17 protein-coding genes are annotated in these 18268 nt (G+C 69.7%); 10 read left to right on the forward strand and 7 right to left on the reverse strand.

Annotated features, from left to right (window positions below; translation table 11 throughout):
* Nucleotides 1–28: 28 nt before the first annotated feature.
* From V7E05_RS06415 to pknB, 6 genes are read left to right on the forward strand one after another with little or no spacing between them, the layout of a single operon-like run.
* Nucleotides 29–490 (forward strand): FHA domain-containing protein FhaB/FipA, encoded by a 462-nt coding sequence (locus tag V7E05_RS06415; RefSeq protein WP_333618841.1) that lies wholly within the window; start codon nt 29–31, stop codon nt 488–490.
* The gene (locus tag V7E05_RS06420) at nt 487–2004 is read left to right on the forward strand and encodes a PP2C family protein-serine/threonine phosphatase (RefSeq protein WP_333618842.1); all 1518 of its coding nucleotides are present in this window, start codon (nt 487–489) and stop codon (nt 2002–2004) included. The genes V7E05_RS06415 and V7E05_RS06420 overlap by 4 nt, the downstream gene beginning before the upstream one ends.
* Nucleotides 2005–3510, forward strand: a complete 1506-nt coding sequence (locus V7E05_RS06425) for an FtsW/RodA/SpoVE family cell cycle protein (RefSeq protein WP_333618843.1) — start codon at nt 2005–2007, stop codon at nt 3508–3510.
* Nucleotides 3507–4976 carry a penicillin-binding transpeptidase domain-containing protein gene (locus V7E05_RS06430; protein WP_333618844.1) on the forward strand — a complete coding sequence of 490 codons (1470 nt, stop codon included), beginning with the start codon at nt 3507–3509 and terminating at the stop codon, nt 4974–4976. Before V7E05_RS06425 ends, V7E05_RS06430 begins: the two co-directional genes overlap by 4 nt.
* The gene (locus tag V7E05_RS06435) at nt 4973–6622 is read left to right on the forward strand and encodes a serine/threonine-protein kinase (RefSeq protein ID WP_333618845.1); all 1650 of its coding nucleotides are present in this window, start codon (nt 4973–4975) and stop codon (nt 6620–6622) included. Before V7E05_RS06430 ends, V7E05_RS06435 begins: the two co-directional genes overlap by 4 nt.
* Complete coding sequence (pknB, locus tag V7E05_RS06440) at nt 6619–8616, forward strand: Stk1 family PASTA domain-containing Ser/Thr kinase (RefSeq protein ID WP_333618846.1); 1998 nt, start codon at nt 6619–6621, stop codon at nt 8614–8616. Before V7E05_RS06435 ends, pknB begins: the two co-directional genes overlap by 4 nt.
* On the opposite strand, the gene V7E05_RS06445 is transcribed toward pknB, so the two are convergent.
* Complete coding sequence (locus V7E05_RS06445; RefSeq protein WP_333618847.1) at nt 8613–9311, reverse strand: anthranilate synthase component II; 699 nt, start codon at nt 9309–9311, stop codon at nt 8613–8615. The two genes, pknB and V7E05_RS06445, sit on opposite strands and share 4 nt — an antisense overlap.
* 272 nt (nt 9312–9583) lie before the next feature.
* Between V7E05_RS06445 and crgA the strand changes: the two genes are divergently transcribed.
* Both crgA and V7E05_RS06455 read left to right on the forward strand, forming a co-directional pair.
* Nucleotides 9584–9856, forward strand: coding sequence for a cell division protein CrgA (crgA, locus tag V7E05_RS06450; RefSeq protein WP_333618848.1), 273 nt, complete (start codon nt 9584–9586; stop codon nt 9854–9856).
* Between the two features lie 539 nt (nt 9857–10395).
* Nucleotides 10396–10929 (forward strand): PH domain-containing protein, encoded by a 534-nt coding sequence (locus tag V7E05_RS06455; RefSeq protein ID WP_333618849.1) that lies wholly within the window; start codon nt 10396–10398, stop codon nt 10927–10929.
* 62 nt (nt 10930–10991) lie between these two features.
* Here V7E05_RS06455 and V7E05_RS06460 read toward each other — a convergent pair whose 3' ends face one another.
* Together V7E05_RS06460 and V7E05_RS06465 are read right to left on the reverse strand one after the other, a co-directional pair.
* Entirely contained in the window at nt 10992–11591 is a 600-nt protein-coding gene (locus V7E05_RS06460) for a rhomboid family intramembrane serine protease (RefSeq protein ID WP_333618850.1), read from the reverse strand.
* A gap of 228 nt (nt 11592–11819) precedes the next feature.
* Nucleotides 11820–12350, reverse strand: a complete 531-nt coding sequence (locus V7E05_RS06465) for a peptidylprolyl isomerase (protein ID WP_333618851.1) — start codon at nt 12348–12350, stop codon at nt 11820–11822.
* 55 nt (nt 12351–12405) lie between these two features.
* Between V7E05_RS06465 and V7E05_RS06470 the strand changes: the two genes are divergently transcribed.
* Together V7E05_RS06470 and V7E05_RS06475 are read left to right on the forward strand one after the other, a co-directional pair.
* Nucleotides 12406–12873 (forward strand): GNAT family N-acetyltransferase, encoded by a 468-nt coding sequence (locus tag V7E05_RS06470; protein ID WP_333618852.1) that lies wholly within the window; start codon nt 12406–12408, stop codon nt 12871–12873.
* Nucleotides 12870–13631, forward strand: coding sequence for an MBL fold metallo-hydrolase (locus tag V7E05_RS06475; protein WP_333618853.1), 762 nt, complete (start codon nt 12870–12872; stop codon nt 13629–13631). Before V7E05_RS06470 ends, V7E05_RS06475 begins: the two co-directional genes overlap by 4 nt.
* Nucleotides 13632–13656: 25 nt before the next feature.
* Here the strand turns inward: V7E05_RS06475 and V7E05_RS06480 are convergent, their stop codons facing one another.
* From V7E05_RS06480 to V7E05_RS06495, 4 genes are all read right to left on the reverse strand, one after another.
* The gene (locus tag V7E05_RS06480) at nt 13657–14679 is read right to left on the reverse strand and encodes an ABC transporter substrate-binding protein (protein ID WP_333618854.1); all 1023 of its coding nucleotides are present in this window, start codon (nt 14677–14679) and stop codon (nt 13657–13659) included.
* Between the two features lie 155 nt (nt 14680–14834).
* On the reverse strand, nt 14835–15884 hold the full coding sequence (locus V7E05_RS06485; RefSeq protein ID WP_333618859.1) for an ABC transporter substrate-binding protein: 1050 nt from the start codon (nt 15882–15884) through the stop codon (nt 14835–14837).
* 92 nt (nt 15885–15976) lie between these two features.
* Nucleotides 15977–16909, reverse strand: a complete 933-nt coding sequence (locus tag V7E05_RS06490) for an ABC transporter ATP-binding protein (RefSeq protein ID WP_333618855.1) — start codon at nt 16907–16909, stop codon at nt 15977–15979.
* Nucleotides 16906–17937: a FecCD family ABC transporter permease gene (locus tag V7E05_RS06495; RefSeq protein ID WP_333618856.1), complete on the reverse strand. Its 1032-nt coding sequence runs from the start codon at nt 17935–17937 to the stop codon at nt 16906–16908. The genes V7E05_RS06490 and V7E05_RS06495 overlap by 4 nt, the downstream gene beginning before the upstream one ends.
* Nucleotides 17938–18268: the final 331 nt, after the last annotated feature.

Raw genomic sequence — 18268 nt, forward strand, 5'->3', positions numbered from 1 at the left:
CGAACCGCAAGAGAAAGGAGGGACCACTATGCAGGGCATCGTTCTCCAGCTCTCGCGCGGCCTGCTCCTCATTCTGCTGTGGCTGTTCATCTACCTCGTGGTCCGTTCTCTGCGGCGAGATCTCCAGGCGGTTTCCGGCGGCCCCGCCGCATCGGGGCCGATCCAGCGTCAGGGCGGCGGAATCTTCGCCCGCTCCAAGGCCATCCGCCATCTCGTGGTCACCGAGGGCGCGCTCCAGGGCACCCGCATCACGCTCGCGGATCAACCCGTGCTGCTCGGCAGGGCGCCGAACTCGACGCTCGTGATCGACGATGATTACGCCTCAAACCAGCACGCGCGGCTCGTGCCCCACGGCTCCGAGTGGTTCCTCGAGGACCTCGGTTCGACGAACGGAACATTTTTGGACAGGACCAAGGTCACCACGCCCGTGCGGGTTCCGGCGGGTACGCCCGTGCGGATCGGCACTACGACGATCGAGTTGCGCTCGTGAGTTTCGCACTGGACTTCCACGCGCGCTCCGACCTCGGCCTCGTGCGCGAGAACAACGAGGACTCGGCCTTCGCCGGCCCGCGTCTCCTCGCCCTCGCCGACGGCATGGGCGGCCACGCTGCCGGCGAGGTCGCCTCGCAGTTGATGATCGGCGCGCTCTCCCCCCTCGACGAGGACGAGCCCGGCTCGGACCTCACCGGCGCGCTCGCCACCGCTATGCACGCGGGCAACGAAGCGATTGCCGCGTCCGTCGCCGAGGACTCGGCGCGTGAGGGCATGGGCTGCACGCTCACCGCCCTGCTCTTCGACGGCCGCCGGGTCGGCCTGCTCCATGTCGGCGACTCGCGCGCCTATCTGCTTCGTGACGGCGAACTGTCCCAGCTCACCCGAGACGACACCTTCGTCCAGTCGATGGTGGACGAGGGCCGGATCACCGCGGACGAGGCACATTCGCACCCGCAGCGCTCGTTGATCCTCAAGGCCCTCACCGGCCAGGAAGTCGAGCCGACCACCGCGGTGCGCGAGGTCCGCAAGGGCGACCGCTACCTGCTGTGCTCGGACGGGCTCTCCGACCCCGTGAGCACCTCGACCATCCAGGACACCCTCGCGGAGGGCACCCCGAAGGAGGCGGTCGACAAGCTCATCTCCCTCGCGCTGCGCTCGGGCGGCCCGGACAACATCACTGTCGTCGTCGCCGAGGTCGTCGAGGACCGCGACGCCCCGTCGACCCGCCCCGTAGTGGTCGGCGCCGCCTCCTCGGAGTCCACCGACTCGATCCTGGTCACCGATTCGGCCGCGGCCCGCGCCGCCGCCTTCGCCCGCTCGCAGCGCGGCGTCGGCTCCGGATCGCCCGAACCGCGGAGTAAATCCGAATCGGTCGGGACGGCGGGTGAGGGGCCGGGAAAAGCTAAGGCCCGCAGCCGCAAGCTGCGGGTGGCGCTGCTCTCGATCCTGGCCCTCGTCGTCGTCGCCGTCGGCCTGGGCGCCACCACCATGCTCATCCGCTCGAACTATTTCGTCGCCTCCGACGACAGTCGCGTAGTGGTTAAGCAGGGCATCTCCGGAGAGGTCTTCGGAGTACAGCTCGCCTCTGTCACGCAGATCGGCTGCCTCTCCCGCGAAGGCCGCCTCGATCTCGTCGACGCCGATGCCGCGCCCACGGCCTGCAACGTCTTCACCGTCGGCGACCTCAAGGCCGGGGCGCGGGCGCAGGTCGATGCCGGCCTGCCGTCCGGTTCGCTTTCCGACGCCTCGGATCAGATCAACCGTCTGGCGATGGACGAGCTCCTCCCCACGTGTGCGGAACTCGAAAAGGCCCACGCGGCGGCGAACCCGCCCGCCCCGGCGCCGGCAGCTCCGCCGTCAGACCATCCCGCTCCCTCCGACGCGCCCGAGCCGCCCGCCGAGCCGTCTCCCGCTCCCGGGCACCCCGCGGACCAGCCAGCAGATCAGGGCGGTGCGCAGGTCGGCGCCGATTCGCCCTCGCCGGGCGTCAATTGCAGGGCGGTGGCGTAGATGGCACAGCTCTTCGACTCGATCCGTGCCCGCAACGCCGCGGCGAACGCCGGCGGCCGCTGGACGGAGATCTTCCTGCTGCTCTTCGCCGTGGTCATCGTCGGCGTGGCCGCCGCCGTGACCATGATGTCGATGGAGAAGTCGATCACGGTCGACCTCATCTGGCTTCTCGCCGGGTACTTCGGCCTGTTCGCGCTCGCCCACGCAGCGGTGCGCATGTTCGCGCCCTACTCCGATCCGTACCTGCTGCCATGCGCCGCGCTGCTCAACGGCATCGGCCTGGTGATCATCTACCGCCTCGACCTCGCGGCCGAGGCCGCGGATCCCGAAGCCTCCTTCGACGTGATCCGCCAGCTCATGTGGACCCTGCTCGGGATCGTCGCGCTCATCGGCACGATGATCGGCATGCGCGACCACCGGGCACTGTCCAAGTTCGGCTACACGCTCGGCTTCTTCGGCCTCCTGCTGCTCATGATCCCGACGATCCTGCCGTCGCGCTTCTCCGAGGTCAACGGCGCGAAGAACTGGATCCTCCTGCCCGGCTTCTCGATCCAGCCCGGCGAGTTCTCCAAGATCCTGCTCATCATCTCGATGGCGGCGATCCTCGTGTCCAAGCGCGATCTCTTTGCCACCGCGGGCAAGCGCTTCCTCGGGATCGACCTCCCGCGCGCGCGTGACCTCGGCCCGGTGCTGCTCGCCTGGCTGCTCTCGCTCGTCGTGCTCGTACTCAACAGCGACCTCGGCACCAGCCTGCTCATCTTCGCCACGGTGCTCACGATGATCTACACGGCGACCGAGAAGGTCTCGTGGCTGCTCATCGGCCTCGTGCTGTTCATCGCCGGCGCGACCGCCGCCTACTTCATGTTCGGCCACGTGCGCGTCCGCGTGCAGACCTGGCTCGATCCCTTCGCCTACTACGACGGCACCGGCTACCAGCTCTCGCAGGGCATGTTCGGGATGGCCACCGGCGGCGTCGGCGGCACGGGTCTCGGCAACGGTCGGCCGCAGCAGGTGCCGTTCGCGAACACCGACTTCATCACCTCGACCATCGGCGAAGAGCTCGGGCTCATCGGACTCGCCGCCGTGCTGCTCGTCTACCTCGTGTTCGTGTACCGGGCCATCCGCATCGCGCTCACGGTCCGCGACAGCTTCGGCAAGCTCCTCGCCACCGGCCTCGGCTTCACCATCGCCGTGCAGCTCTTCGTCGTGGTCGGCGGCGTGTCCCGGCTCATCCCCATGACCGGCCTGACCATGCCGTTCGTCGCCTACGGCGGCTCCTCGCTGCTCGCGAACTACATCATCCTCGCGATACTCCTGCGCATCTCCAACGAGGCGCGGACGCCGCTGCCGCCGGTCAACACGCCGGCACCTGCGGCGGCCGCCGCGGTCCCTGCGGCCCCGGCCCCGCAAGCCGCTCCGGCTGCGCCGGCTGGGCCTGCCGCGTCGGCCGGGCCCGCAGCGCCGCAGGCCGGCTCCCCCGGTTCGGGAGCGAGGTGGAACGGATGAACCGCGCAATCAGACGCGTCTCAGTTGCTGCGGCGATCATGGTGATCCTGCTGCTGCTGCAACTCACCAACGTGCAAGTCTTCCAGGCGAATTCTCTGCGCCAGGACCCCCGTAACTCGCGGATGCTGCTCGACGAGTACTCCCGCCAGCGCGGGCAGATCACCGCCGATGGGCAAGTGCTCGCCGTGAGCGTGCCCGCGGAAGGCCAGATCCCCTGGCAGCGGCAGTACCCCGACCCCGATTCGGTGCCGTTCTCGCCGGTCGTCGGCTACTACTCCCTGCAGTATTCGACCGCCGGACTCGAGTCGACCCAGGACGCGTTCCTCAACGGGTCGGACGACCGCCTGTGGACCGAGCGACTCCGCGGCTTCCTCTCCGGGCGCACGCCGCAGGGCGGCAATGTCGACCTCACGCTGTCCCCCGCAGGGCAGCGCACCGCCTACGATGCGCTGCAGCGAGGCACCGGGCAGGGCCCGCTCGTCGGCTCGGTGGCCGCGGTCAAGCCCTCCACCGGCGAGATCCTCTCGCTCGCCTCGAGCCCGTCGTTCAACCCCAACGACCTCCTCTCGGGCTCGGACGAGGCCTCGCAGACGATGGAGAACCTCACGCAGGATCCGGGCCAGCCGCTGCTCAACCATGCGACGCAGACGGCCCTGCCACCCGGCTCGATCTACAAGGTCATCACCACCGCGGCGGCGCTCGAATCGGGCATGACCCCCGATTCCCCGGTCTCCGGCGCCCCGAGCACAGTGCTCCCCGGCACCGTCACGAGCCTCGAGAACTACGGCGGCTCGACCTGCGGCGGTGGCGGCACCACGACCCTGTCCACGGCGTTCGCGCTGTCATGCAACGTGCCGTTCGTCGAGTCCGCCCCGCAGATCGGGCAGGACAAGTTCGAGGACGTCGCCAAGCGCTTCGGCTATGACGGCCAGGCGCCGGACATCGGCGTGCCCACGAGCCCGTCCGGGGTGGGCGATGTCGGGGACGACGCGCAGCTCGCCATGAGCGCGATCGGCCAGTCCGACGTCCGCTCGACCACTCTGCAGGCGGCGATGATGGCCGCAACGGTCTCCAACAACGGCAAGCGGATGCACCCGCAGCTCATCCGCAGGCTCCAGGCACCGAACCTCTCGACCGTCTCGGAGTTCAAACCGAAGGAGGCAGGCGAGGCCGTCTCGCCGGATATCGCGGCGCAGCTCACCACGCTCATGGAGGGCTCGGAGCAGCACTCGGGCGGCGGTCTCCCCGGCGTCCAGATCGCCTCGAAGACCGGCACCGCCGAGCACGGCGAGGGCGACAGCTCCGTGCCGTACACCTGGTACATCGCCTTCGCGCCGGGTCGCGACGTCGCCGTCGCCGTCTGCATCGAGAGCGGCCCCGGCATCACCAGCGACACCGTCGGCGCAACCGTCGCGGCCCCGATCGGCCGCGAGGTCATCGGCTCGATCCTAGGAGGTGCGCAATGAACCTCGAGGTTGGTTCGATCATCGGCGACCGCTATCGCCTGACCCGCCACATCGCGGCCGGCGGAATGGGCCGCGTGTGGGAAGCACACGACGACGTGCTCGACCGGACGGTCGCCGTCAAGGTCCTACATCCGCAGTTCTCCGGCGACACGGAGTTCGTCTCCCGCTTCCGCTCCGAAGCCAAGATGACGGCGCGGGTCCAGCACGGAAACGTGGCGCAGGTCTACGACTACGGCGAGATCTCGGACGATGCCTCGCAGCCGTTGTCCTACCTGGTCATGGAGTTCGTCCGCGGCGAGCCGCTCTCGGAGGTCCTCCGGCGCTCCCCGCGGCTGCCCGAGCAGCACGTCCTCGACGTGCTCGAGCAGACGTCCCGCGCGCTGCAGGCCGCGCACGGCATCGGTCTCGTGCACCGCGACGTCAAGCCGGGCAACATCATGATCACGCCTGCGGGGCAGGTGAAGCTCACGGACTTCGGCATCGCGAAGGCCATGGGCGAGGCCGCGGTGACCCAGACGGGCATGATCATCGGCACCGCCCACTACATCGCTCCCGAACAGGCTATGGGCGAGGACGCGACCCCGGCGGGAGACGTGTATTCGCTCGCCGTGGTCGGTTACGAGTGCCTCGCGGGGCAGCGTCCATTCAACGCAGACTCCCCGCTGGCTATCGCGATGGCGCACGTCCGCGACGAGGCGCCCGACCTGCCGGACGACGTCTCGCCTCACATGCGCGAGCTCATCGCCTACGGCATGGCGAAGGACCCGAGCCAGCGATACTCGGACGGCGCCGCCTTCGCCGCGGCCACCGCCTCGGTGCGCGCCGGGCACGAGCCCAACCCGCCGATCGGCGTGGTCGGCGACTCGGCGACCCAGACCATCCGCAACACCGGGCTCCTCGGCCCGGCCGCCGGGGCCGGTGCAGCCGGCCTCGCCGCGGGCGCCGCGATGGGCGCAGGCACGGCGGCCGCACAAGGTCAGGGCGCACCCGGCACCTCCCGCCTGCCCGCGCCCGGGACCGGCGGCTTCCCCAGCCGCCAGCCCGCGCCTGCCACCGGCCAGTACGGCCAGCAGGGACCGCCGACTGGCGGGTACCCCGGGCCAGATACGGGTTCGTTCGGCGCCGGCGACTACCCGAGCCAGGCCCCGCAGCAGGGCGGACAGCCCGCGACCGAACCGGACCGACCGAAGCGCGGCCGCGGCATCGGCGCCGGCTGCATCTGGGGTTTCCTCATCGCCCTCCTCGTCACCGCGGCCGCGGTGGCCGCCGTGTGGTGGGCGTCGTCGAACCTCGGCAAGGAGTCGACCCCGCCACCCGTCACTTCGACGGTGCAGCCCACCCCGACCACCACCGAGGAGCAGCCGACCGAGACGTACGTGCCGCCGCCCGAGACCGTGACCAGCACGGAGACGCCCACATCCTCCGAGGAGCCCACCACCTCGGAGGAGCCGAGCACGTCCTCGGGTGGCCAGGGGACCCTCCCCAACCCGACCTCGGCGCCCAATCCGGGCGACGATCTGGGCAACGCGCTCGACGACCTGTTCAACGGCGGCCAGAACCAGCAGCGGGGCGGCGCGCAGGCGCCGGCCGGCGGCAACAACGGCTATGCGGGCACGCCGGGCGAGAGCGGTAGGGCCGCGGAGTGACAGAACCGGGAATCCTCGGCGGCCGCTACCAGCTCGGCGAAGTGCTGGGCTTCGGCGGCATGTCCGAGGTGCGCCAGGCGCACGACCAGCAACTCGATCGCGACGTCGCGATCAAGATGATGCGCCCCGAGCTCGCGCGCGACGCCACGTTCTACGAGCGCTTCCGCCGCGAGGCCCAGAACTCGGCGGTGCTCACCCATCCGTCGATCGTGCGGACCTTCGACACCGGCGAGGAGACGGTCGACGGCGCGGTGTTCCCATACATCGTCATGGAGCTCGTCCGCGGGCGCACGCTCCGCGACATCATCCGGTCCGACGGCGAGATCGAGCCCAAGCTGGCGCTCGCGATCATGGCCGATGTCTGTGGCGCGCTGGACTTCTCGCACCGCAAGGGCATCGTGCACCGCGACGTCAAACCGGCGAACATCATGGTGTCGTCGGACGGCGCGGTCAAGGTCATGGACTTCGGTATCGCCCGCGCGGTGAGCGAGTACACCTCGACGCTCACCGAGACCTCCGCTGTGCTCGGCACGGCGCAGTACTTGTCGCCGGAGCAGGCGCAGGGGCAGAGCGTCGACGGCCGCTCGGACGTGTACTCGGCCGGCTGCGTGCTCTACGAGCTGCTCACGGGGCGCCCGCCGTTCGTCGGCGAGTCCGCGGTCGCGGTCGCCTACCAGCACGTCAAGGAGGTCCCGCAGCCTCCGTCGACTCTGCGCGAGGGACTCGATCCCTACATCGACGCCGTGGTCATGGCGGCGATGAGCAAGAACGTCCACAACCGTTACCTCAACGCCGGCGAGATGCGCAGCGATCTCCTCGACGTGCTCGCCGGTCGCAAGCCCGCCGCCCCGATGGTCATGCCGCAGGGCGAGCCCGGCGCCGGCCCCGGCGGAGCGGGCGCCGCGAGCCCCGGCTCCCTCGGCGAGCAGGACACGTCGGCGGGCGAGACCGAGTCGCGCCTTCGCGCCCTGGGGAGTTTCCGCAATCGGAATGACGGCGGACGTGCCGGTTCCGCCATGGCGAGCGACGGCCGCGGGCGGCGCCGCATACTCATCGGTGTCGCGGCGATCGTCGTCATGGCCCTACTTGGCGGCGTTTCGTGGGCTGTGTGGGGCCGCGGCGATGCGCAGGACGAGCAACAGTCGGCGGCGCCGCAGCAGGTCACGGTGCCCGATGTGTCCGGCAAGGATGCGAACGAGGCCGCCGAGGAGCTGCGCTCGCTCGGGTTGCAGGTCGAGACCCGCGAGCAGAACGACCCTGTCGTTCCTGCAGGCCACGTGATCACCACCGATCCCGTCCCGGGCAAGCTGCTCGTCGCGGGCGCGACCATCACGATCGTCAACTCGACCGGCAAGCGGATGCTCGAGGTACCGCAGATCACGGGCCGCTCGCCCGACGACGCGCGGCGCGCGCTCATCGAGGCCGGACTCACCGTCGCCAACGAAGACCGCTCCGCGCCGTCGACCCCCGAGGACGAAGGCAAGGTCATTTCCTCCGATCCGCCGGTCGGCACGTCGATCCCGTTCGATCAGCCGGTCCAGCTCACCGTCGGCACCGGCCCCGAGGAGGTCAATGTCCCCGACCTCGTGGGTCAGTCGGTCTCCGATGCGAACTCGACCCTCTCGGGGCTCGGCTTCCGCGTGGAGATCCAGGACGTCGACTCGCGGGCGGCGCAGGGCAAGGTCGTCGAGCAGTCGACGGCCGGCGGGCAGTCGCAGGTCAAGGGCGCGACCATCGTGCTGTCGGTGTCGAAGGGGAACCGCTTCCTCGTCCCCAACCTCATCAACATGGACGCCACCCAGGCCCTCGATGCGCTGCACTCCGCCGGGTGGCGCGGCACGAACGATCAGCTCATCCAGCAGCAGCAGAACGACACCGACATCGGCAAGGTCGGCAAGATCGCCTCGCAGTCGCCGGGTCCTGGCGAGGCCGGGATCAACGACCAGATCACCGTGCGGGTCTACCGCCTCGGGATTCCGGGGCTCGGGGGCTAGCGCACCCCGGCGGCGGTGAGTTCCTCGACCAGGCCATCGCGGGGGGCGAAGCCGCTGATCCGCATCCAGTTCGCGAGGATCTGGTGCCCGTTCTGGCTCGCCACCGACTCGGGGTGGAACTGCACGCCGTGGATCGGGAGCTCGCGGTGGCGCACCGCCATCAGGGTGCCGTCCGCTGTGCGCGCCGTAGGAACTAGCTCCTCCGGAAGAGTGGACTCCTCGATGGTGAGCGAGTGGTAGCGCATGGCGGTGAACGGATCGGGGAGCCCGTCGAGGACCCCGGATCCGTCGTGGACGACCTCGCTGGTCTTGCCGTGCATGAGCTGCGGCGCGCGGCCGACGGTGGCGCCGAAGACCGTGCCGATCGCCTGATGGCCGAGGCAGACTCCGAGGATCGGGGTGGATCCCGTGGCCTTGGCGTGGTGGATCATCGCCGGGGTCGCCCCCGCGAGCTCCGGGACTCCGGGACCGGGGCTGAGCAGTACTCCGTCGAAGTTTTCGAGGAGGGCCCCGAGGCGTGCGGCCACGTCGTCGTCATAGTCGAGCGGAGCCGTGTTCGGGGCGGAGGGCGCCTCGCGACCGGTGAGCGACGGATCGTCGTTGCGCAAGACCGTGACCTCCGCGCCGAGCTGACCCAGGTACTGGACCAGGTTGTAGACGAAGCTGTCGTAGTTGTCGACCACCAGAACGCGCATGCGTGCAGCATACGTCCGCGCCGGTGCGACGGCGAAACGGGAGCGGAGCTGGGGCGGAGCGGTGGCGGAGCCGCGCGCGAGGAGTTCGCGCGGAGGCCGCGAGGCGTTGCCCGACCGGGTTCGCCAGGCGCGTTCGCGCCGCGAGCGAAACAGGCCGCCGCGAGGCTCGACGGGTGGGGTTACGGCACGTTCCCCGTGGTAGATTGGGCCTACTGTTCACGACACTCGTTCGGAAGCAGAGCGAAAGCAGAACGGAAGCAGGAATCAGTTAAATGCCCAAGTCCAAGGTCCGGTCGAAGACCGAGTACACGCAGGCAGCTGCCAACAACCGCACGCCGGTCAAGGTCAGCTCGAACCCGACGCCGCGTTGGTACCTCGCGTTCATGTTCGGCTTCCTCCTCGTGGGGCTCCTGTGGCTCATCGCCTACTACCTGATCGGCGACCGCTGGGAGTGGATGGCGAACCTCGGCAACTGGCAGAACTTCGCCATCGGCTTCGGGCTGATGATCATCGGGCTGCTCATGACGATGCGCTGGCGCGGCTAACGCAAAACGCTGCTAGCGCACGGCGCCTCTGCCGCTCAACTCTGTTAGCGCACTCCACAGCTAGAGGCCCATTGCCTCGCCTACCGGCGTAATCCACGGCCTCCCGAAAGTTATCCACAGGCTTTTCCACACAGACCCTCGCGGCCACTCGTCCGCGGGGGTTTTCTGTTATCCCAACACCTGGACACCGGTCTATTGCTGCAGGTCGGGCCCACTAACATGAGGTGCTCCTCGCATTACCGGCGTTATCCACAGGGTAGCGGGACGTGTGGACAAACGCCTCGATTAGATCCACAGGTGGGCGGTTGGAACACCCGGTTCTCACCGAGCGTTAATGCAGGTAGCGAAACGATAGGGAAAACCAACCGAATAACACGCCTGTAAGTTGTGCACACTGTGGAAGGCGGCTGTGGAATACATCGTGTGGATTACACGGGTGTAAGTACTCCACAGTGTGGACAACCCCTGTGGATACATCACCCCCACGTGGCGCGGTACTAAAAAATAATGGCATCTTAGGCAAAAGTAAGGAAAAGTGTGTGTTTGTGAATGCCCAGCCCTCCCCCGGCCCCACTCAGGAGCCCGGCCCCGAGTTCGACACCGAGTGGTCGCCGCGCATGGCGTACCCGGTGGTCTTCTCGCTCGTGGGTCTCGCCGGGATCGGCTTCGGCCTGGTGGCGCTCATCAGCGGGGCATCGCCGGTCCCGGCGATCGTTATGCTCATCGCCGGCGCGCTTCTCCTGGTCATGGGCCTCGACCAGTTCCGCCGCACGCCCCGCCTGCAGCTTCTCCCCGATGGGATCATCTACTTCGGCATGCGCGGGCGCACCTTCGTCGAGCGGGAGCTCATCAGCGAGGTTCGTCTCCTGCGCGGCCGACGCCGCGGCGTCGCCTCGCTCCTGCGCATCGAATACCACCCCGACCACGCCTCGGCCGCCCGCGCCGCACAGTCGGATGAGCTGCCCGATGGCGAGCTCATGCTCCTCTCGGCGATCGAACTCGGCGGCAACCCGCGCGAAGTCGCCGATACCTTCGCCCGCGCGGGGTTCACTGTCGTCGACGCCACCGCGTAGCGCTCCGCGGAGGTGCGGCGGTCTGGGCGGGTGGGACGTCCGCCGTCATACGGGGATTTTCCCTAGAGAGAGGCAGCGGCGTACCCGCCGGCGAATAGCGCCACTGTGACGGCGAACCAGCTCAGCCACCCCAATCCGATGCGGGTGCCCGGGTTGGCGCGGCGCAGCGCGTAGCGCGGCAGAAGCACGAGAACCGCGGCGCCGAGCGCGCCGCCGAGGAGCCCGCCGACGTGCCCGGCGAGCGAGACGCCCGGCACCACCAGCGAGAACACGATGTTGATCCCCACGAGGATCACCGCGCCGCGCGCGCCCAGCCGGAACGCCGAGGCGAGGACGATCCAGCCGCCGAGCAGGCCGAAGAGTCCGCCAGAAGCGCCGGCGACGAGGGTGTACGGGGTAAAGAGAACGGCGCCGAGCGCACCGCCGGCAATCGCCGCGAGATAGATCGCGCAGAAGCGGGCGACGCCGATGGCACGCTCGATTCCCAGGCCGATGATGAGCAGCATCCACATGTTGCCGAGCAGGTGGACGAAGCCGAAGTGCTCGAAGGCGCTGGTGAAGAGTCGCCACACCTCGCCGCGGCCGACGAGCGGGCCGAAGAGCACCGTGTCGACGAAGAGGCGGGAGTTCTCGTAGTTCGCCGCGATGCTGCGCGACTGCACAGCCGTAACGACGAAGGCGAGGACGTTGGCCGCTCCGATCCCCAGGGTCGCGGGGACTGCGCGGAGGGCGCCGCCGAACCCGGGTCTAGTGGACCGGGCCGGGTGGGGCTGGGGACCCTGGCCTGCAGGGCCGCCGGGGCCGGCCGGACCAGTTGGGCCTACGGGGCCCGTTGGGCCGCCGGGGCCCGCCGGTCCACTCGGACCTGCAGGGCCCCCGGGTGCGGACATCTACTCCGAGATCTCGATGGAGTTGATGACGACGTCCTCGACCGGGCGGTCCATCGCGCCGGTGCGCACCTTGGCGATCTCGTCGACGACCTTCTGCGAGGCCTCGTCCGTGACCTTGCCGAAGATCGTGTGGCGACCGTTGAGGTGCGGGGTCGGCCCGACGGTGATGAAGAACTGCGAACCGTTGGTGCCGGGGCCGCGGTTGGCCATGGCAAGGAAGTAGGGCTCGGAGAACTGGAGCTCCGGGTGGAACTCGTCGCCGAACTCGTAGCCCGGGCCTCCGGTGCCGCGGCCGTCGGGGTCGCCGCCCTGGATCATGAAACCGTCGATGATCCGGTGGAAGATCGAGCCGTCGTAGAACGGACCCGAGTTTCCGCCCGAGGCATTGGTGGTCGAGTAGTCCTTCGTGCCCTTGGCGAGGCCGACGAAGTTCTCCACCGTCTTCGGGGCGTGGTTCCCGAACAGGTCCACCACGATGTCGCCGTGGTTGGTGTGGAAGGTTGCCTTCTGCGTTGCTGCTGCGTTGCTCACGCGGCCAAGTCTGCCACAGCCCGCCACCCGCGCGCCCCGACGGCACAATGGACCCATGTCCGCCATCGAACAGCCCGGCCCCGATATCCGCCGGTCCACGCTCTCGGCCCTCGGCCCACTCGAGGTGCACGCGCTCTACAAGCTCCGGGTCGACGTATTCGTCCACGAGCAGGACTGCCCATACGCGGAGATCGACGAAGTCGACCCGCTACCGAGCACGATTCACTACCTCGCGTGGGATGGCGACGAACTCGCCGCGACGCTGCGGCTGTTCCCGTACGGCGCTCACGGCGGGGTCATGCACATCGGGCGCGTCGCCACCGCCGCCGAATTCCGCGGCCGCGGCCTCGCCGGCGCGCTCCTCGAAGCCGCGATCGCCGATTCCGGCGTCGCCCCCATCGAGATCGGCGCGCAGTCGTACCTCGAGCACTGGTACGGCCGGTACGGCTTCGTGCGCTGCGGCGACGAGTACCTGGACGAGCGGATCCCCCACATCCCGATGCGCCGCGAGGCCGCAGCGTGAGCCGGGGGGCCGTGCGGATCGACGAGGTCGCCGATGGCGTGTTCGTGGCGGTCGGTTCGCTCGTCAACTGGACCATCATTCGTGACGGCCGAGAGCTGACTCTCGTGGACGGCGGCTTCCCCGGGGACCGCCGCCGGGTGCTCGCCTCCATCGAATCGCTCGGGCACTCGCCGCAGGACGTGCGCGCGATCCTCGGCACTCACGCCCACGTCGACCACATCGGTGCCTTCGAACATTTCGTGCGGCACTTCGGCACCCCGGTTCACATGAGCGGGATCGACGCGTTCCACGCGGAGAAGGGGGACTACGAGCAGGCGAGTCCCGGCGAGATCGCGCGGCACCTCGGTAATCCGCGCGTGCTGCCGTGGGCGCTGCGCGTGTTGTCGGTCGGCGGCTCGGGGCGCCCGACGGTGCCGGAGACGCATGGCTTCGACACGCTGCGCCCGCTCGACGTCCCCGGCAGGCCGGTCCCCGTCTCCTGTCCCGGGCACACCTACGGCCACGTGGCCTTCCACCTGCCCGAGCGCGGGGTGCTCCTCGCGGGTGACGCCATCGCCACGGGCCACCCGGTCTCGGCTATTTCTGGCCCGCAGCTCCTCCCGGACTTCTTCGCCGCCGACGCCGAGCGGGCCGAGAAATCGCTGGGCGCCCTCGCGAAGCTCTCCGCCGACGTCCTCGTGTGTGGGCACGGCGAGCCGTGGAGCGGGTCGCCCGCGGGGGCCGTGGAGATCGCGCTGGATAGACACCGGAACCGGTGATGTCGGCGTCGCCCGGGGACGCCGCTCAGCCCGCCCAGTCGTTGCCGTCGACGCCGAGTTCGGCGACGCTCATGCCCGGCTCGATGTCGCTGTCCGGCACGAGTCCGTAGGACTCGAGCCCCTTGCGCACGAGCTCGGCGGCGTCGATGTTGAGCGGCCCCTCCGTCCACATGCCGTACGGGATGTTCACGAACCGCCCCTCGCGGACGGCAGGGCTATCGCGGGTGGAGGGGTTCTCGCGGAGCTGGGCGATCTTGTCGGCCAACTTGTACGCCGGATAGTCCACGAACACGATGGCGTCCGCGGGATGAGCGGCCAGCGATTCCCAGCTCGCCGTGGTCCACCGTTCTTCGACGTCAGCCAGCACGTTCTTCCCGCCGGCGGCCTCGACGATCGCATTCGGGGTGCCGACCCCGCCGGGTGCGAATACCCCGTCCGAGGCGGAATCGAAGACGAGAACGCCAGGAGGGTTGCTTGCCTGCGGGGCCTCGCGGAGCACACCGAGGCGGGTGCCGATATCGGCGGCCGCAGCTTCGCCCCGGTCCGCGTGCCCGACGATCCGGCCGACGTTCTCGAGGTCCGTGCGCAGCGAATCCCACGGATCAGTGCCGAGGATCGTCGCCGCATCGCCGCGGCACGAATCGGAGAGGAGATAGGAGTCGATGTCGTGCTTCGCGAGCGCGTCCGGGGTCACCCCGGTCGAATCCGAGAGCCCGTACCCCCAGCCGGAGAACACGAGGTCCGGGTTCGCGCCGAGCATGGTCTCCATCGAGGCGACGTCCGGGGTGATGTAGTCGAGCCCGGCCGCGGCCTCTCCGCAGGCGTTCTCGAGCAGATGGCGATCCGTCACGGTCGTGACCCCGGCGATGTTCTCCGCCCCGCCGACGGCCAGCGCGATCATCGTTATCGACGCGTCCGTGGTGAGGATCCGGCGCGCAGGGGACACGATCTCCTTGTCCTCGCCGCAGTTCTCCACCACGACGGAGCCAGCGGGTTCGTCCCGTGCGCCCTCCTCGCTCTCGGTCGGGGCCTGGCAGCCGGCGAGCATAAATGCCGCGCCGAGCGCCAGCGCTCCCCCTCCGAACGCGAAAGGACGAGCGCCGGGCCGGGCGTTTGGTCGGGCGCCAAACCCGGCGCTCGACCCACGTAGCTTCCTCGTCGACATCCGCATGCTCACTTTTCTCTCCCCTCGGCCACCGGCTTCTACTTCGCCCAGTCGTTGCCGTCGACGTCGAGGTCGCTCATCGGGAACTGCGGCTCTATATCGCTGTCCGGCACGAGTCCGTAGGACTCGAGCCCCTTGCGCACGATCTCGGCGGCGTCGATGTTGAGCGGCCCCGAGCACCACAACGCGTACGGCAGATTGATGAACCGGTTTTCCCGCACCGCCGGCAGGTCGCGGGTGGCGGGGTTCGCACGGAGAGCGGCGACCTTCTGTTCAAGCGTCTCCGGCGGGTAGTCGACGAACACGAACACGTCGGGTGCGGAGGCCGCGATCTTCTCCCAGTTGACCGACGTCCACGTGTCCTTGATGTCCTCGGTGGCATTGCGCGCGCCGGCCGCCTCGAGGATGGCCTGCGGGGCGCCGAAGGAGCCGGACGTGAACACCGAATCGGAGCCCGAATCGAAGAGGAATGCCGTCGGCTTCTCCCCAGCCGCCGGCGTTTTCGCGAGCATGGCGCGGCGGGCGTCGATATCGGCGATCACGTCGTTCGCGCGGCCGGTATCGCCGGCGATCTCCGCGATATTCCGCAGGTCCGTCTCCACGGCGTCCCACGGATCCATCGTCCCGCGCGCCGAGCCCTCGCCGGAGCGGCACGCCTCGCTGAGCTGGTACGAGTCGATTCCATGCTCCTCGAGCGACGCCGGCGTGAGGTTCTTCTCGTCGCTGAACCCATAGCCGTACCCGGCGAACATCACGTCCGGGTCCGCCGCGAGGACGGTCTCGAGGCTCGGGTAATCCGGCGAGACGAGATCGAGCTCGCGCACCTCGTCGCCGTACACCGACTCGAGGATTTTCTTGTCGTCGAGGCGCGAGATCGCCCCGATGTTCTTCGCCGCTCCGGCAGCGACCGCGATCGAAATGATGTTGGAGTCGTTGACGAACATCCGCTTCGCCGGCGCCTGAAACGTGACTTCCTCACCGCAGTTCTCCACGGTGACCTCGTGCTGCGCAAACTCATCCCCGCCCTCGCCATCTGCGGAGCTCTCGGTCGGCGCGGAGCACGCCGTCAAAAGCAGAGAGCCGAGCATGACGGCGGACGCCGCACCGGCCAGCCCACGCCGGCGCGGACTGCGGGACGAGGCGAGCGGCGCCGGGGACGGCGAGCGGAATGCGGACGAGATCATGGTTGTCTCTCTTCGGTCGGAACGGGGCTGGGTTCGGCGGGGACGCCGGGAGCGCCGTCTTCGGTGGGAATGGCAGGGGCACCGGGTTCGGCAGCAATGGCGGGATCGGCGGAATCGTCGTGCCAGGTCAGGAGGTGTTCGGAGGAGCCGGCGCCGCGGCTCTCGTCGCCGGGCCTGCGCACCACAGCCGACTCGACGCCGAAGACCTCGCGGACGAGCTCGGGACCGAGGACGTCGGCGGGCCGGCCATGGGCGCGGAGCGTGCCGCCGTCGAGCACGGCGACGAGGTCGGCGTACTGCATCACCATGTCGAGCTCGTGCAGAGCGAGCACGACCGTGCGCCCGGAACGCCGCAGGGCCTCGAGCAACCGCAGCCGCCACACGGGGTCGAGGTGGTTGGTGGGCTCGTCGAGCAGCAGGAGCGGCGTCTCCTGGGCGAGGGCCCTGGCGATGACGACGCGGTGCCGCTGCCCACCTGACAGCCGCGAGCACGACGTGCCGGCGAGGTCGGCGATGCCGACGGCCTCCATCGCCCGCGCGACCGCCTCGTGCTCGCCGGGATCGTGGCCGGCCCAGGGTTTGCGGTGCGGCGTGCGCCCGAGGGACACCGCCTCGGCCACGGACAGCTCGGCGGTAGGCAGCTCCTCCTGGCCGACGAACGACATGGTCCGGGCGCGCATCCGCGCCCAGCGGCGCGAGGCAGCGCGGCCGCCCGCCGCGGCGTGCCCGTCGATCTCGATCTCGCCGGCCGCGGCGGGCGTGATCCCCACGAGGGCCCGCAGAAGCGTGGACTTCCCGGAGCCGTTGGTCCCAACCACCGCGAGCGTCGAGCCGGCCGGAACGTCGATGCCCACGCCGTCGAGGATCGTCCGGCCGCCGCGGTCGACGCGGAGGTCGCGCGCGGCGAGCGGGACCGCGCGGGCGCTCATCGCTGGCCCCCGAAGCTGTAGCGCGAGCGCCCCATGAGCAGCAGGAACACCGGCGCTCCGACGATCCCGGTGACCACCCCGAGCGGCATCTCCTGCGGCGCCACGAGCACGCGGGAGATCGTGTCGACCCACACCACGAAAAGGGCGCCGCCGAGCGCGGCGACCGGGAGCATCACGCGATGCCGGGCGCCCACGACGAGACGTGCGACGTGCGGGGCGATGAGGCCGATAAAGCCGATGCCACCCGCGACGGCGACAACCGCGCCGACCACGACGGCCTGGAGCACGAACAACGCGATCCGCAGCGCGCGGACGGGGACGCCGAGCGAGTGCGCCGTCTCCTCTCCGGCCGCGAGCGCGTCGAGCCAGCCGTGGATCGCGAGCATCGCCGCGAGCGCGACACACACGACCACCGCGACGATCGGGATCTTTACCCACGTCGCGCCGGCGACGGAACCCAGGAGCCAGAACATCACCGACTCCGCAGCGCGCGGCTCGGGCGAGAGGAAGACGAGGAACGAGGAGAGAGCGGAGAACGCGGCCGAGAGCACGACTCCGGAGAGCACGAGCCGCAGCGGCGTGAGCCCACCCTGCGCACTGGCGATAAGGAAGACGGCGAACGAGGCCGCGAGGGCCCCGAGCAGGGCGCCGCCGGAGAGCGCGTAGACGCCGAGACCCGAGAGCGCGCCGGTGGTGAGCACCGCCGTCGCCCCCACCGAGGCCCCCGAAGAGACGCCGAGGAGATACGGATCGGCGAGCGGGTTGCGGACCAGCGTCTGCATCGCGGCTCCCGCCACGGCGAGTCCGGCGCCGGCGACCGCAGCCAGCAGCGCCCGTGGGAGGCGCAGATCCCAGACGATGGCATCGACGGCAAACGAAGGAGTCGGTCCGCCGAAGGTTCGGGCGCGAAGCGCGCCGAGGACGTCCCCGAGCGGAAGGCGCTCGGAACCGAACGCGAGGGAGCCGGCTATGCTGGCCACGAGGAGAACCGCGAGAGCCGCCGTCAGCACCCATGGTGCGACGGGCATGCGGCCGGTACCCGCGCGTTGCGCGCGTTTTTCGGCCGTCGTGAGGCGGAGGTGGCTCAAGCGTCTGGCCTTTGGTTCGGATCCTGTGCGCGAGGATCGGCTTATGCGAGGTAGGAACCGCGGCAGCGATCGGACTCGGCCGCTCGCCGCCCGCCGAAGCGGGCCGACCTGCGGCCACACCGTTGCGCGCCAGTTCCGGATTCCCACCGGATTCCCTGCGCGCGGTTTCACGTGAAACCTTAACAGCAGCCGCGAACCGAAAGCGCATCGCGGCGTTCGGCCGCCCCGGGCACCTCGGCCGAACACGAGACCGCGAGCACGCATACCATGT

This window comes from Dietzia sp., assembly GCF_036741115.1.
Taxonomy (GTDB): Bacteria; Actinomycetota; Actinomycetes; order Mycobacteriales; family Mycobacteriaceae; genus Dietzia.